13 protein-coding genes are annotated in these 13,630 nt (G+C 49.3%); 3 read left to right on the top strand and 10 right to left on the bottom strand.

Features of this window, described 5'->3' with window-relative positions; all coding sequences use genetic code 11:
• Positions 1–131 precede the first annotated feature (131 nt).
• From H924_RS00365 to H924_RS00335, 7 genes are read right to left on the bottom strand one after another with little or no spacing between them, the layout of a single operon-like run.
• On the bottom strand, positions 132–986 hold the full coding sequence (locus tag H924_RS00365; RefSeq protein ID WP_029703608.1) for a hypothetical protein: 855 nt from the start codon (positions 984–986) through the stop codon (positions 132–134).
• Between the two features lie 48 nt (positions 987–1,034).
• Positions 1,035–1,895 carry a prenyltransferase gene (locus H924_RS00360; RefSeq protein WP_015649986.1) on the bottom strand — a complete coding sequence of 287 codons (861 nt, stop codon included), beginning with the start codon at positions 1,893–1,895 and terminating at the stop codon, positions 1,035–1,037.
• Entirely contained in the window at positions 1,888–2,190 is a 303-nt protein-coding gene (locus H924_RS00355) for a lycopene cyclase domain-containing protein (protein ID WP_015649985.1), read from the bottom strand. Before H924_RS00355 ends, H924_RS00360 begins: the two co-directional genes overlap by 8 nt.
• Positions 2,187–2,534 (bottom strand): lycopene cyclase domain-containing protein, encoded by a 348-nt coding sequence (locus H924_RS00350; protein ID WP_015649984.1) that lies wholly within the window; start codon positions 2,532–2,534, stop codon positions 2,187–2,189. The genes H924_RS00355 and H924_RS00350 overlap by 4 nt, the downstream gene beginning before the upstream one ends.
• Complete coding sequence (gene crtI, locus H924_RS00345) at positions 2,531–4,135, bottom strand: phytoene desaturase family protein (RefSeq protein WP_015649983.1); 1,605 nt, start codon at positions 4,133–4,135, stop codon at positions 2,531–2,533. The genes H924_RS00350 and crtI overlap by 4 nt, the downstream gene beginning before the upstream one ends.
• Positions 4,128–5,027, bottom strand: a complete 900-nt coding sequence (locus H924_RS00340; protein WP_015649982.1) for a phytoene/squalene synthase family protein — start codon at positions 5,025–5,027, stop codon at positions 4,128–4,130. Before H924_RS00340 ends, crtI begins: the two co-directional genes overlap by 8 nt.
• Positions 5,024–6,109: a polyprenyl synthetase family protein gene (locus tag H924_RS00335; protein WP_015649981.1), complete on the bottom strand. Its 1,086-nt coding sequence runs from the start codon at positions 6,107–6,109 to the stop codon at positions 5,024–5,026. Before H924_RS00335 ends, H924_RS00340 begins: the two co-directional genes overlap by 4 nt.
• A 185-nt stretch (positions 6,110–6,294) precedes the next feature.
• On the opposite strand from H924_RS00335, the gene H924_RS00330 reads away from it, so the two are divergent.
• Positions 6,295–7,842, top strand: coding sequence for an SDR family oxidoreductase (locus H924_RS00330; protein WP_015649980.1), 1,548 nt, complete (start codon positions 6,295–6,297; stop codon positions 7,840–7,842).
• Between the two features lie 6 nt (positions 7,843–7,848).
• Here H924_RS00330 and H924_RS00325 read toward each other — a convergent pair whose 3' ends face one another.
• Entirely contained in the window at positions 7,849–9,282 is a 1,434-nt protein-coding gene (locus H924_RS00325; protein WP_029703601.1) for a cryptochrome/photolyase family protein, read from the bottom strand.
• Positions 9,283–9,352: 70 nt separating this feature from the next.
• Here H924_RS00325 and H924_RS00320 point away from each other — a divergent pair, with 70 nt between their 5' ends.
• Entirely contained in the window at positions 9,353–10,195 is an 843-nt protein-coding gene (locus tag H924_RS00320; protein WP_015649978.1) for a glycosyltransferase family 2 protein, read from the top strand.
• Here the strand turns inward: H924_RS00320 and H924_RS00315 are convergent.
• Positions 10,182–12,314 (bottom strand): MMPL family transporter, encoded by a 2,133-nt coding sequence (locus H924_RS00315; RefSeq protein ID WP_015649977.1) that lies wholly within the window; start codon positions 12,312–12,314, stop codon positions 10,182–10,184. The genes H924_RS00320 and H924_RS00315 overlap by 14 nt on opposite strands.
• An 88-nt stretch (positions 12,315–12,402) precedes the next feature.
• On the opposite strand from H924_RS00315, the gene H924_RS00310 reads away from it, so the two are divergent.
• Positions 12,403–12,987, top strand: a complete 585-nt coding sequence (locus tag H924_RS00310) for a MarR family winged helix-turn-helix transcriptional regulator (protein ID WP_015649976.1) — start codon at positions 12,403–12,405, stop codon at positions 12,985–12,987.
• On the opposite strand, the gene H924_RS00305 is transcribed toward H924_RS00310, so the two are convergent.
• Positions 12,979–13,614, bottom strand: coding sequence for a lipocalin family protein (locus H924_RS00305; RefSeq protein ID WP_015649975.1), 636 nt, complete (start codon positions 13,612–13,614; stop codon positions 12,979–12,981). The two genes, H924_RS00310 and H924_RS00305, sit on opposite strands and share 9 nt — an antisense overlap.
• Positions 13,615–13,630 lie beyond the last annotated feature (16 nt).

The raw sequence follows: 13,630 nt of genomic DNA, 5'->3' as shown, positions 1-13,630 counted from the left end.
GAACGTTTCCTGTGAGGAAAGGTGAAAGGTATTCCCATTTAACACCTAAGTTAATTTAAATGAGTTAAATTGCAATTCACATGCCGTTCACCTGCTCACAGCTCTTTATTAATCCACTGAGCAGGAAAAACTCAGGAATGAGCTACTTCAGCTACCTCTGTGCGCAATAAAGCTTCAAAATCATCAAAAGCAGGATCAATCTGAGGCGGCGCATCCTGAAAAAGTTCTGCGCGTGGAGCTGGTTCATAGTCCATTGCTATTTCTAGGACGGGATTTACTCCTTCCTTCCAGTGCGCAAAAGGCCTTGCCAATTGGGCAAGTTTGGCAGCATTAGTTAAAGCATCCCCGGCAAGCGCATAGTTGGAGAAACCAGACATGGTTATTTGAGTATTGCTTAGGACTCGAATCTCAAAAGGCGCAATAGCTTCCTGTGCGTGCTCCAGTAAATCTAGACAGTCGCGCAAAAATGCAGCGCTAAAAGCCCTATTCGCCAAGACAATTTTGTGCTTTTCATACGCAATTCCCACCGTCCAGGCGTCGCCAAGCAAACTACCTAGCTCATCAGCAACCGCAACTAGCCCGCTTAGGTCGCCGCGCACCCGAATATCTAGTTTTTGCGTGCCATGCACGCCAATCCACTCGACTTCCGGGCGGATCAACAAAGCAAGAGCGGCAAACCAACGCTGCTCGAGGCCACCATAAACCTCCACCATGGTGTTCTCAATAAGTCCCAGCACAAAACCCGGGTTGAAGGTGGGGCCAGCGCTTTCACTTTGCTGCTGGAGCTGTGCACACGCGCGTTGCATATCCTCCAAGGTGGAATCAGCGAGCTTGGTGTGCGCAATATATTTAATTTCTGTCGTATTGACGCTGCGCGGAAACTCCAGCACACCAAGCTCGCCGCGTGCCGGACCCCACTTAATTGGCAAGCCCGCAGCCCTCGCTTCTTTGTGGAAATTCTGCACTAGTTGAAAAACTGTTCTCATTAGAGCAAAGGTATCACCCTAAAAATTTGCCACTCGCATCTCCTAGAGCTAGGACCACACAGCATACACAATTAACACGGTGAGCAGCGCACCAGTGACATAATTCAGAATTAAAAACACCCGCCACGCTGATCGTGAAGCCTCGCAGGTGGAATCACTAATATTCCAAAACCGAGCAGCATTAAGTGCATACCCTAAACTTGCCAACGCAATTACCCAGGCAGGAGGGGGGAGAACGAATACTACGACGGCTGCCAGCACATATAACACCGTGGCAAGCCGAATTGCAGTCCGGGCCCCCCAGACTGTAGCTATCGACGCCAAACCAGCCTGACGATCGGCAATAACATCTTGGACTGCTCCCAAAATCTGGCTGGCCATACCCCAGAAGAAGAAAGCAATCATGGCTAGCCAAAACTCTTTCGAAGGCATGTTGCCTACCAGCGTGGCACCAATGAGAGCTGGAGTAACAAAGTGCGCTGAAGAGGTGATCGCATCAAGACCAGGTTTTTCTTTAAAGCGCAGCCCTGCAGCTGAATAAGCGATAAGTGCAAAAATAGAGATAATCAACCACAGTGATGACACCCATGTACCCACCGCAAAAAGCACAATAATAAAGGGAATCGTCGTAACAGCCGAGGCCCACAACAACAACCCGTGGTACTTCTTGGCTACCACTGCCCCCTCTACACCGCCTTTACGCGGATTTCTAATGTCTGATTCATAATCAAAAACATCATTAATGCCATATAAAGCGATGTTGTAAGGGATAAGGAAGAAAAAAGTACCTATATACAAGACCCAATCTAAGGCGCCACCGTTGAGCACATATCCCATAGCAAAGGGAAAGGCGGTATTTACCCAACTTATGGGGCGCGAAGCGCCAAAGACTACCTTCAGACTATCCATCTTCACTTTTCCCAGAAGTAGGTAGCCACAACGCTGGTATTAATAACACGGCAAAAAGTGGATACAGCAGATCTTCAATTGGGATACGGCCAATCATGATGCCCAGGTGATTGCCTTCCCCAAAGCCAAAGAGCCCCGCCCACACCATGAGGTTGTCAAAGATGATGGTTAAGACCATCAATACGACGGCGGTAATTCCAGTAATAACTAATAGTTTTGGAATGCGTTGCAGCTTAAAGATGAAGATTCCAAGACCTATGAAGATAAAAGGAATACTAAAAAGCACATATGTCATTTTTTACCTGCCTTTGGTGCCTCGGGGACGCGGACCCCAAAACCCTGTGCCACCGCAGTACTTAAATTGAGGGTCAGATAACACAGGAAGAAGAGGAATAGAGGTTCTTCAATTGGCATATGGGGAGCTAATTCAATGCCAGTCATATAAGGCGATGAACCCCGATAAAAAGTACCGCTAACAATTCCACATAAATCCCAAGCTAGGAATGCAACGAATGCGAAGCCAATAACACGGGCGGCTTTTGGGAAATCTCTAAAAAATGCCAATTTCCACTGGCGATCGCAAATCACCATGCAGACAATAAAGATCGCTAAGGCTCCCAGATAGCTAAACTCGCTCATCTTTTCACCACTTGTTCTAAAGGATGCTCTAAAGGTCCAGGTGAGGTATCTGCGTGGATACGTTTAATAACATTTTCTGCCGAGATAAGGCACATTGGAACACCCACTCCAGGAACTGTGGTGGAACCTGCGTAATACAACCCATCTATTTTTTTGGATATGTTTTGACCACGCAAAAAGGCAGATTGTTTAAGAGTGTGAGCTGGTCCAATCGCTCCGGCACCCCAAGAGTTATAACGCTCCACAAAGTCGGCCGGGCCAATAGTTTTTTGCACCACAATTCTTTGCTCTAAATCGACAATCCCTGCTCTTTCAGCCACTTGTGCGATGACAGCTGCCGCAATATCTTGCACTGCCGCTGAGGCTTCGTGACCATAACAATCACCGTGACCAAGTTCCGCCGCCGGCGGAGTAGGTACCAAGATAAAGAGGTTTTCATGCTCGGCTGGAGCAGTATCTGGATCAGAGGCAGAAGTCATGCACACATAAATTGATTTGGATGCGTTCAGTGGACGAGCTGCTGAAGGCCCGTCAAATACCACCGAAAAATCCTCATCCCACTGCTGGCTAAAGAAAAGATTATGGTGCTCAAGCTCGGGCAACTTACCTTTTATACCCAACAGCACAAGTACAACTCCTATGCCTGGATCGCGTTTCTCCCAATATTTTTCTGGATAGGAACGCAAATGCTCAGGTAGTAAATGGTTTTCCGTGTGATGTAGGTCTGCTGCGGAAACCACTAGGTCAGCGTGAATCTGCTCCTCTTGACCCCTCTCATTAACAACCCGGACTCCGGTACTACGGGTGCGTTGTTGATCAGTGCTGGTCATAATAGAACTCACGGCAGTGTTAAGCCGTACCTTTACACCTTGTTCCAGCGCCAGCCGATAAAACGCTTGAATAACTGCACCAAAACCACCCTGTGGATAGCGCACACCTTGCACGATGTCGGTATGGGTCATGAGATGGTACATCGCAGGAGTCTTATCAGGACTAGAAGACAAAAACACAGCGGGGTAACTCAGGATTTGGCGCAGCCGAGTGTCCTTAAAGCGGGTATTAACGTATACCTGCATTGATTGAGAAAGCAAAGATAAAAGCTTTCCGACGCGGCTTAGCACTTCTGGGTGCAGAATCGGACCCAACGCACTAAAAGTGGTGTACAAGAAGCGATTTATCGCGATCTCATAGGTTTCTTGAGCACTATCAAGATAGGCGCGCAGCTGCGCTCCTGCACCTTTTTCTACAGATTCAAAAAACTCAATGGCAGCTTCCTTGCCAAATGGGATATTTATGGGATCTTCCGAACCGGAATAAACACGGTACCCAGGGTTAAGGAGTTTAAGGTCCAGTTCTTGCTCAGTGGTGGTGCCCAAAAGTTCAAAATAATGATCAAAAGCATCTGGCATGAGGTACCACGAAGGACCAGTATCCCAGCGGAAACCTGGATAATTGGGGTCACTCAAGTCCCCGGCGCGACCCCCCACTTCCCCATTTTTTTCCACGATGGTTACCTCAAAACCATCTTTGGCCAATAGCGCTGCGGTAGTCAGTCCCGCGACGCCAGCACCAATTACCACGGCATGCTGTTGTTTATTCATGGTTCCTCTCCAGATTCTTTTTCAAAGCTTGGGGTACAGCGCGCGCGAGAATAAGCATTTTTGTCTTGTGTGGCACACTAATGCGCTTATTTTTCAGATCTGCAGCTGAAGCCTTATCAATGCGGTTAACCAATTCTGTAAAAAGTTCCGAGGCTGCAATCACCCCGGCACGCGCTTGGAGTGGCAAGCCAGGAATGGCATCTTGAGCTGTACGGATTTCCTTTCGAATCTCAGCGATAAGGGCCTGCTTTCCAGCATCATCTATGTCCAGCACACCGGGAAAATATGAACGCCCAAGTTCTTGTTGATCATGGCTTAAATCCCTGAGGAAATTGATTTTTTGAAAAGCCGAACCCAAACTGCGGGCTCCATGTTCCAGGCGTTGTTTTTCTTCGGAACTGGGATTGTGGCCTTGTAAAAAGACGTTGAGGCAGAGCAGCCCGATGACTTCTGCAGAGCCATAAACATAGTCCTTAAATTCTCGGGGATCATAGGTATGTTGGCTTAAGTCGCGGCGCATTGAAGCAAAAAATGCCTGGATAAGCTTCTCATCAAAATGGCAGCGGCGTGCAGTATCTGCATATGCCTGCAGGATGAGGTCGGTATGAAAATGCTGTTGTGGTGCATTAAGTACAGCCTTTTCATAGTTATCCAAAATTTCAGCGGCTTCTATTGCGGTATGGCCAGCTGCGGTGGCAGTGCCGTCGACAATTTCATCCGCTATGCGTACTACTGCGTAGAGATTGCGGATATCGTGACGCATGTCTTTGGCTAAGAGAGCGGTAGCCATGCCAAAACTAGTGGAATAGTTGCTAATAACCTGACCTGCTGCTTTGCTGGCAGTACGGTCATAGCGCAGCATCGCATTATGAAGAAATGAAGAAGAATTCATGAGCGTCTGCCTTCCAGCGAATCCACTAATGCATTAAGTAAAACTGGAACTTCCGCTGGGCTAAATGCAGTGATCCTCAGGATCTGATCTCTGCACAAACGAGCGGTGTGTGCAATTGTGTCTTCCAAGAAACTTTGGGCACCACACGTGACAAGAAGTTCTTTAATCTCTCTTATATTTTCCTTATTGAGGTTTGCATTTCCAAAGTAGGGTTGAATAAGAGGCCAGGCTGCCGTTTTTCGCGCATAGGCAATAATAAGTGTTTCTTTGCCTTCCCGGACATCGGAGAGCTCGTCTTTTCCATGCTCTGCCTGATTACCAAAAGCAGAGAGGAAATCATCCTGGAATTGGAAAAGCAGTCCTAAAAGTCCGCCTAGAGTTGCGAACTCTGCGCTCTTTTGCGGGTCGTATCCAGCCATGATGGCTGCACTACAGAGGGGCAATTCGAAGGTATAAGTGGCGGTTTTAAGTCGGCTCATTTGCTGAACGTCTGCTAGCTGCGGACTAATAAGCCCTTTGCTCAGGGATACATCCATAAACTCACCAATAATGGAGTCAGTAATTGCATGGTCTAAAAGATCGAGCAGCTGCAGACGCTTAGCATGTGGCAGGTCAAGGCGTGCAAAAATCTGATGGACTTCTGCAAGCAGCAGATCACCAATCAGGATGGCGCTGGAGCGCGCCCATTCTTTGCGCTCAGCATCATGATGGTCATCGGTGCTGATTTTAGATTGCTGAGCGAGACGGGAAATGAAATTGGGGCGACCCCGACGAATGAAATCTCCATCGATGACATCATCATGTAAGAGGAATGCAAAGTGCAGAACCTCGATAGCTGCTGCTATTTCCTTAACCGGAGACTCCACCCCGTCATAGCGGAATTTATCGTCTGGATCCGCTAAAACCTCGTAGAGATCCAAAAAGAGCCGCGGACGCAGTAGCTTTCCACCCAAGGCAGAATTGGCGGCTATATGCAGTGCTTTTCTAAAGCTGGGATGATGGCCCTCAGTTTTATCAATGACTGTGCGGAACATCGCGCGAATTTCATAATCTATCGCGCTGGTTTCTATCTCGACCATCATCGTTTCGGCGTCTCCTGTGGAGTTCCAAGACTCAAATCTTTCTCTCCATCATTTTGGAAAACAACATCCGTCTACTATCACATCAGATATACTACACCATAAGATAACACTGCGTCTTCAAAATTTACCCAAAGTGAATTGACTGCTGACCTTCCAGGTTTTCCCTCATCTTAAGGATCAAAACTATGAGTTTTCGCTCCGCCCCTACTCTCAACTATCACGCTACTCACCCACAGAGAAGAGTCCTTGTTACCGGAGCTAGCGGTTATGTCGGCGGGCGCCTGATCACGGAGTTGCTTGCTGCAGGTTTTAAAGTTCGCGCTACCTCCCGAAATCTTGATAGCCTACGTCGCTTTGACTGGCACGAAGATGTGGAATTGGTGGAGGCCGACCTCAGTGTTGCCGCAGACGTTGCCAAAATTTGCGCAGGGATTGATGTGCTCTACTACTTGGTTCATTCCATGGGTAACAAGAACCAAGACTTTGAAAAAGTAGAGGAGAATACTGCCCATAATATTTCTCAGGCTGCGCACTCAGCGGGAATACAACAGATTGTTTATCTTTCCGGACTAAACCCCCGCGGACGCACACCCGCAGATCTTTCAAAACATATGCGTTCTCGGGAAAACGTCGCTCAGATTCTGCTGGACGCACCTGTACCTGCGCTTATTCTCCGCGCAGCAACGCTGATCGGATCAGGATCTGCATCCTTCGAGATCATTCGCCATCTCACCGAACGACTGCCAATCATGGTGGCTCCCTCATGGATCAATAACTATATTGAACCCCTGGCTATCCGTGATGCTTTACATTATTTGGTGCTCAGCGCAGACCTTCGTTCCGCAGTTAATCAAGCCTGCGATATTGGCTGTGGCAAGCGCTATAAATTTGCAGAGTTATTGAAGATTTATGGCGAAATCCGAGGCCTGCGTCGTTTTGTGTTTTCTATCCCGGTAAATCTTCCAATGGACAAACTCTCCGGTTTTTGGATTGGGCTGGTCACTCCAGTTCCAGCTGAATTAGCTCTGCCGCTAGCGCAGTCCATGGCAGAAGATGCCGTATGCGAAGAACACACTATTTCCACGATCATCCCCGATCCAGCAAACGGGTTTATCGACTATCGCGAGGCAGTGAAATTGGCTATTAGCGCTCAGGAATCCCGCGGAGTTCCCACTTCCTGGGACCGTAGTTGGACATTAAACCAAAGCGAGATCCCCAAAGCATGGGCAGCTCGTGACACCGATCCGGAGTGGGCTGGCGGCCAGGTTTTTGAAGATACTAGAACCGCCTCGACAGAACTTGCTGCTACACAAATTTGGCCAGTGATCGAAGGCCTCGGAGGTTCCCACGGATGGTACTCTGCCCCTAAATTATGGGCGATTCGTGGCATTGCCGATAAGTTGGTCGGAGGTCCTGGCCTAGGAGGACGGCGAGATCCCTTCCGTCTAGCTGTTGGAGATCGTCTGGATTGGTGGCGCGTAGTGGAGATGGAAAAGCCCCATCATTTGGTACTGCAAGCAGAGATGAAAGTTGATGGCAACGCCTGGCTCACCTTTGAATTAGAAGAAAATCCCACTGGTGGCACAACCTATACCCAACGCGCCATTTTTGAGCCTAAAGGTTTGCCTGGCCGTCTCTACTGGTGGGCAGTCAGCCCTTTTCATGCCTTCATTTTCCCGTTTATGATGCGCAACATCATTAAGCAGGCACAATCCACTCCTACCGCTGACTAGTTCAGCTCATTTAATGCTTTGATAGGCCTCCAGTGCTTCTTGTCTCGAAGTAGCCAGATCAACAATTGCTGGCGGGTAGCTCGGAGTATCAAAGTCTTTAATCCAGCGTCGAATATAGCGACGCTGGGGATCAAATTTTTTGGCTTGGGTCTCTGGATTAAAGATTCGGAAATATGGAGAGGCATCATCTCCACATCCGGCGGCCCATTGCCAGTTAAAGGCATTCGCTGCAAGATCCGCATCAACTAAGGTATCCCAGAACCATTGTTCGCCATGCCGCCAGTGGATAAGCAGATTTTTGGTGAGGAAACTGGCCACCACCATCCGAGCTCGATTGTGCATAGTTCCGGATTCCCACAGCTCCCGCATACCCGCATCAACTAAGGGAATTCCCGTCTGCCCGGCGCGCCAGGCAGCAAAGGTTTCTTGAAATGCACTGTCACTATAAGCTCGGCGAGGGTCACGCTGACTCTTAGCTAAACGTAGGCTTTCTGCTTGATCCCATTCCCACGGGAAACGATCAAAGGAGCTGCGGATATTGTTCCAGTGCATCATGGGATGCGCATAAAGCCGGTGCCAGGAAAAATCTCGCCACAAAAGCTCATTGAGAAAAGCCTGCGCAGATTCTGGGGCGATTTCCCCTCTTTCAGCTCGGGAAGATACTTCAAACCACAGCCGGTGAATACTTAATTCACCAAATCTAAGATGAGGTGATAAACCACTGGTGCCGTCATGGGCCATGTCATCGCGATCGGTGCTGTAATCACCGCCGGAGCTAAGGAAATCCAGAAACTTATCTAATTTCTGGCGCGCGCTGATTTCACCAGGTGCACAATGCTGTGCCAAGCGCTGTTGCCAGTCAGGAACAACTCCGATCGCAGCGTCTCCTAAAACAAAACCCGGCTCCAGATCTGGCATTTCCCGATCTCGCACCATAGTCTGCGCTGCATTTTCAGCAAGGGCAAAGGATTTCTTAGCAAAAGGACTGAATACTTTATAGGCAGTTCCTTGCCCAGTTTTGATGTCCCATGGCTCATTAAGCAGGTAACCGGCATGACTATGTACCTCAAGCCCCTGTTGTATGAGGGAAGCTTTAAGAGCTGCATCAAGGGCACATAAAGGCTGGTGATAACGCCGGTTCCAGGTGACGGCATCGGCACCTGTTTGGTGTACAAGCTCCACTATCAGTTGTTGCGGATCACCGGCTAAACGGCAAAATTTAAGGTCTATTGCTGAAAGCTGATGCTCCAAGTGGTGCAAGCTGTTTTCTTGCCACCAGCGCGCTGCTGCCCCGAGCGGGCGGAGAGTTTGATGCTGTTCCTCAATGAATACGGCAACTACCTCACCTCGTTCTTGGGCCCACTTGAGGGCAGGATTATCGGCAATCCGAAGATCATCCCTGAACCACATTATTGTTAAAGCCACTTTAACCCCACTCATCACGTAAACTACCTATGAAGTTATATTTTCCATAATGCTACTATTTTATTGGAATGGACACGTCCCCACCATGCCAAGTACAGCGCATAAATACTCCCGCACCCTCAGTGTGGTTATTCCCTGTTTTAATGATGCAGAGCTGCTGAAATCCTGTCTCCACTCCCTCACGAAGCAGACTGTGCCAGCTGATGAAATAGTGGTGGTCAACAATGGCAGCACTGATCATTCCGCAGCAGTTGCACAGTCTTTTGAGGCATTTAAAGTACGCCTGGTTAATGAACCACGCAACGGAATTACCTGGGCTAATGCAGCAGGATTTAATGCTGCTACCTCAGATGTCATCCTGCGTATCGATGCTGATGTAACTGTGGATCCCACTTTCATCCAGCGGGTTCATGAAATCTGGGAGCAAGCGGATTTGTCCCATCAGGCCGGAGAACGCATTGTAGTCGGCATTAGTGGCAGTGGTCGTTTTGCCGTTCCTGGAGTTAAAGGCGAGTTAATTTCCCAGCTCTATCTGGGACTTTATCGTTCTTTGGTGGGCAGCGCCCTGGGTCACTACCCACTCTTTGGATCCAATAGTTCCATCCGCAAACAATGGTGGGATGAGGTTCACCATACTCTTGATCTCAGTGACACTTTTGTTCACGAGGATATGCAACTCTCTTTTGCGGTGCGCCCGCATGAAACAATCTGGCTGCAAAAGGATTTAGTGCTCACCATGGATGACCGCGCACTTCGTGGCAGTATCCAATTGCTTAACCGATTGCGTCGCGGATTCCATACCATTATTGTGGCGTGGAAAATCCAACTTCCGCATCAACGTTTAGGCCAGCGCGGGCTGCTTGGCAGCCGTCTAGCACAGGTGGTGCGGGAGGAAGGCGTCGACAAGCACGCTTTTAAAGCTTTTTAGCAAGCTTGACGGGCCACCAGATTTTGGACCCGAGATCATAAAAGAGGGCTGGCACCAGAAAGGCACGGACCAAGAACGTGTCAAGCAGCACACCAAATGCCACGATAAAAGAAAGCTGCACCAGGAACAGGATAGGGATTACCGAAAGTGCCGCAAAGGTAGCTGCCAGGACCAGGCCGGCGGAGGTAATAACGCCGCCGGTAACGCTGAGACCTCGCAAAATACCGGCGTGAGTGCCATGTCGCAGCGATTCTTCGCGGATGCGAGTGGCCAGGAAAATATTATAATCAATACCCAATGCAACCAAGAAGACAAAACCATAAAGCGGAACCGTCGGATCTGCACCCGGGAACTTAAAAATTCCATTAAAGACCAGCGCCGATACTCCCAAGGCCGCCGCAAAGGACAACACTGTGGTCAGCACCAGCAGCACCGGTGCCACCACAGACCGCAGCAAAAGCATCAGGATCAGCAAAATCACTGCGAGCACCACTGGAATGATCAGGTTTCGATCATGAATCGAGGCATCATTAGTGTCGATTGCCGTCGCAGTAACCCCTCCCACCCGGGCATTTAATTCTGCATTGTTAAGATCAGCGCGCACTTCACGCACCATATCTTGCGCCTGTGCCGAATCCTGCGCCGCCCCAAGCGTGGCTTGAACCAATACCTTCCCCTCCACCACGGTGGGTGCCACTCCACTTTTAATTGCGCTTATCGACGCCGCCCCGCCCGGCACACCCTGAGAACTCACCGTGAGCTGCGGAAAGTACCCCTTGGCCTCCAGGACAGATATAACTGCTGGTAGTTCTGCTTCCGGAGCCAGTACATATACCGGACTTCCAGAACCGCCCGGGAAATGCTCGCCCAATACCCGTTGGCCTTCACGAGCCTGCGAGGCTCCAATAACCAACTCAGATTGTGCCACCCCATCAGCCTTGAGCTGTGGCAAGGCTGCAGCACCGAGCAGCAAAATCACCAAAGAACCAGCCCATACGGTACGTGGATGAAGGCGCACCGCCTTGGCCACCTGCGCCCACAGCCCGCGAGGTGGCAGACCTTCTTCTTTAAGCACCACTGCTGGCTCAAAGTGTGGACGTTTGGGCCAAAAAGCTGCGCGGCCAAAGATGAGGAGTAGCGCTGGGAGCAGCGTCAAAGCTGCCAACATGGCAAAAACAATGCCGATGGCTGCCACCGGGCCGAGAGTGCTATTTGATTTCAAATCACTAAGCAGCAGACACAAAAGACCAGCTATAACTGTGCTTCCGGATGCCACGATTGGTTCCACCGCACCCTTGATGGAATTCTTGCTGGCCACCCATTTATCTTGATGCCCCCTTAGCTGTTCGCGAAAACGTGCCACATAAAGCAAGGAATAATCAGTGGCAGCACCAATCACCAGGATTAACAAAATACCCTGGGTTTGGCCACTAATTAAAACAACTCCCCACTTAGCTAGCCACCATACCGCCAAAATTGCCGTACTTAGAGCAAAAAGGCTGGTTAAGAGCACCATAATCGGCAAAAGCAGGGATCGATAAACAAAGATCAAAATAATAAACACCGCTGCCAGGGCTACAATTAACAAGAGCCCATCAATGCCTGCAAAGGCTGCACCAATATCAGCGGCAAAACCAGCAGGTCCAGTGACATAACTTTCCACTCCAGCCGGGGTAGATTCTGCCAGGAACTGTGAGATCTCTGCAACTGTGTCTCCGACCACCGCCGAACTGGAAATGGGCACAAAAACTTCTGCTGCCTTGGTATCTTCCGAAGGGATCAGAGGCGACATTCCTGCAGCAACTCCGGGGATACTTTCCAACTGAGCTACCGCTTGTTTAAGTTGTGCCAGTTGCTCCCCATTTAAAGCTTCTTGAGCTGCAAAAACTACAACTGCAGGGATGTCTTCAGAATCCCTAAAAGCTCCCACCTGCTGCTGCACTTTACTGGCATCGGCAGATTCTGGTAGGTAGAGAGTTTGATCATTGGTAGAGACCTCACTAATTTTTCCAAAATATGGTCCGCCAATTCCGGCACCCAGCAGCCAGACAAGAATTAACACCAAGGGCAAGAGCTTACGCAAGATGCCGGGAAATACGCTCTGAAGAGGGGTTTTCATGGCCTTAAACCTTTATATATGCAAATTGTTAAATTATCCAACAGTGTAAGGTATCCCATTTTCTTAAAAAAAGGGTTAATATCCATCTATGTCCGATCCGCAAGAACCCCAACAATGGCAGGCGATTTCACAAAACCTCTTCGATGTAGATTCCAGCGACCCAAATAGTGAACTTGTGGATCGTTCTTCCTTAAGCACCGAAGAAGTCGCCCAGATTGGGCGAGTCATGAAGTCCCTTGCCGACTTAAGAAACGCCGAACGCGCCGTGGCTGAAGCTTCCGAGAAATATATGAAGCTCAATACCCAAGACATGCGCGCCTTGCATTATCTTATTGTCGCCAAACACCAGAATGAAGTAGTTACTCCTGGCATGCTTGGCCACTACCTCAACCTGTCACCAGCATCTATTACCAAGTTACTCAATCGCCTGGAAAAAGGAGGGCACATCGTTCGTGAAGTGCACCCCTTTGACCGTCGCGCCTTTGCCATTGAGGTAACCCCTTCCACGCGAACCTCTGCCATGCAGACGGTTGGCAAGCAGCATGCAAAACGCTTCCAATCTGCCGCACGCCTCACGCCAGAAGAGCGCGAAGTTGTTATTAGGTTCTTTGAAGATATGACCCAAGAACTATTACTTGAGGGCGTGGATTGGTTCGAGTCTTCCTCACATTAAGCACAATGGGGTGACGTCACTGCGTCCCCCCATTGTTGGAGAGCTTAAAAAGGAACAATCCCACCAGCCACGTGCACTAATAGTGGATCGCACCTCTTCCCACTTTTGATCACTAATGGCAGGAGTTCGGGAAAGTACAAATCCGGATTTACGCTGCGGATCTCCCACAATTGCCAGTGAATAATCCGCGGCCAGATAGGTTATGCGGTAGTTAACCGGCCCATTAGGATCCTGAAAAGGGATGCCCGGGAAGTTAACTCTTAAAGAAGCCTCCGAACGCACAGTTGCGCTACCTTCAATAACTGAGGTTTGACCAAAAGGCGTGCCACAGGAATTACGAACAGAAATGGTTTGGGCATCTAGTACCCCATATTCTGCCGTGGTGTTATTGGTACATTGCAAAGTAAAAGGCTGTGGCACAGCTGCAATTTGATACCACTTGCCAGCATATTGCTCGAGGTTGACGGGGGTTTCAACCTCACTTAGTTCAGCTCCAGGAGTTGATGAACCACTGCTTAAATTACTAACAGCACCCCCTACTCGGCCACCATCAAAAACATCTTGAGCTGCAGCAATTGGGGTACTTAGCAGCATTAATGTGACCACGGCGATCAAGACCTTGCGCATGATTTTCCCTTCGACT

The sequence above is a fragment of the Corynebacterium callunae DSM 20147 genome (assembly GCF_000344785.1).
Classification (GTDB): Bacteria; Actinomycetota; Actinomycetes; order Mycobacteriales; family Mycobacteriaceae; genus Corynebacterium; species Corynebacterium callunae.
This window is presented reverse-complemented; position numbering and strand designations above follow the sequence as displayed.

Coding starts and splice junctions, on each gene's coding strand:
- H924_RS00365 (WP_029703608.1), bottom strand. CDS start 986: ATGAGAACAGTTTTTCAACTAGTGCAGAATTTCCACAAAGAAGCGAGG.
- H924_RS00360 (WP_015649986.1), bottom strand. CDS start 1,895: ATGGATAGTCTGAAGGTAGTCTTTGGCGCTTCGCGCCCCATAAGTTGG.
- H924_RS00355 (WP_015649985.1), bottom strand. CDS start 2,190: ATGACATATGTGCTTTTTAGTATTCCTTTTATCTTCATAGGTCTTGGA.
- H924_RS00350 (WP_015649984.1), bottom strand. CDS start 2,534: ATGAGCGAGTTTAGCTATCTGGGAGCCTTAGCGATCTTTATTGTCTGC.
- crtI (WP_015649983.1), bottom strand. CDS start 4,135: ATGAATAAACAACAGCATGCCGTGGTAATTGGTGCTGGCGTCGCGGGA.
- H924_RS00340 (WP_015649982.1), bottom strand. CDS start 5,027: ATGAATTCTTCTTCATTTCTTCATAATGCGATGCTGCGCTATGACCGT.
- H924_RS00335 (WP_015649981.1), bottom strand. CDS start 6,109: ATGATGGTCGAGATAGAAACCAGCGCGATAGATTATGAAATTCGCGCG.
- H924_RS00330 (WP_015649980.1), top strand. CDS start 6,295: ATGAGTTTTCGCTCCGCCCCTACTCTCAACTATCACGCTACTCACCCA.
- H924_RS00325 (WP_029703601.1), bottom strand. CDS start 9,282: ATGAGTGGGGTTAAAGTGGCTTTAACAATAATGTGGTTCAGGGATGAT.
- H924_RS00320 (WP_015649978.1), top strand. CDS start 9,353: ATGCCAAGTACAGCGCATAAATACTCCCGCACCCTCAGTGTGGTTATT.
- H924_RS00315 (WP_015649977.1), bottom strand. CDS start 12,314: ATGAAAACCCCTCTTCAGAGCGTATTTCCCGGCATCTTGCGTAAGCTC.
- H924_RS00310 (WP_015649976.1), top strand. CDS start 12,403: ATGTCCGATCCGCAAGAACCCCAACAATGGCAGGCGATTTCACAAAAC.
- H924_RS00305 (WP_015649975.1), bottom strand. CDS start 13,614: ATGCGCAAGGTCTTGATCGCCGTGGTCACATTAATGCTGCTAAGTACC.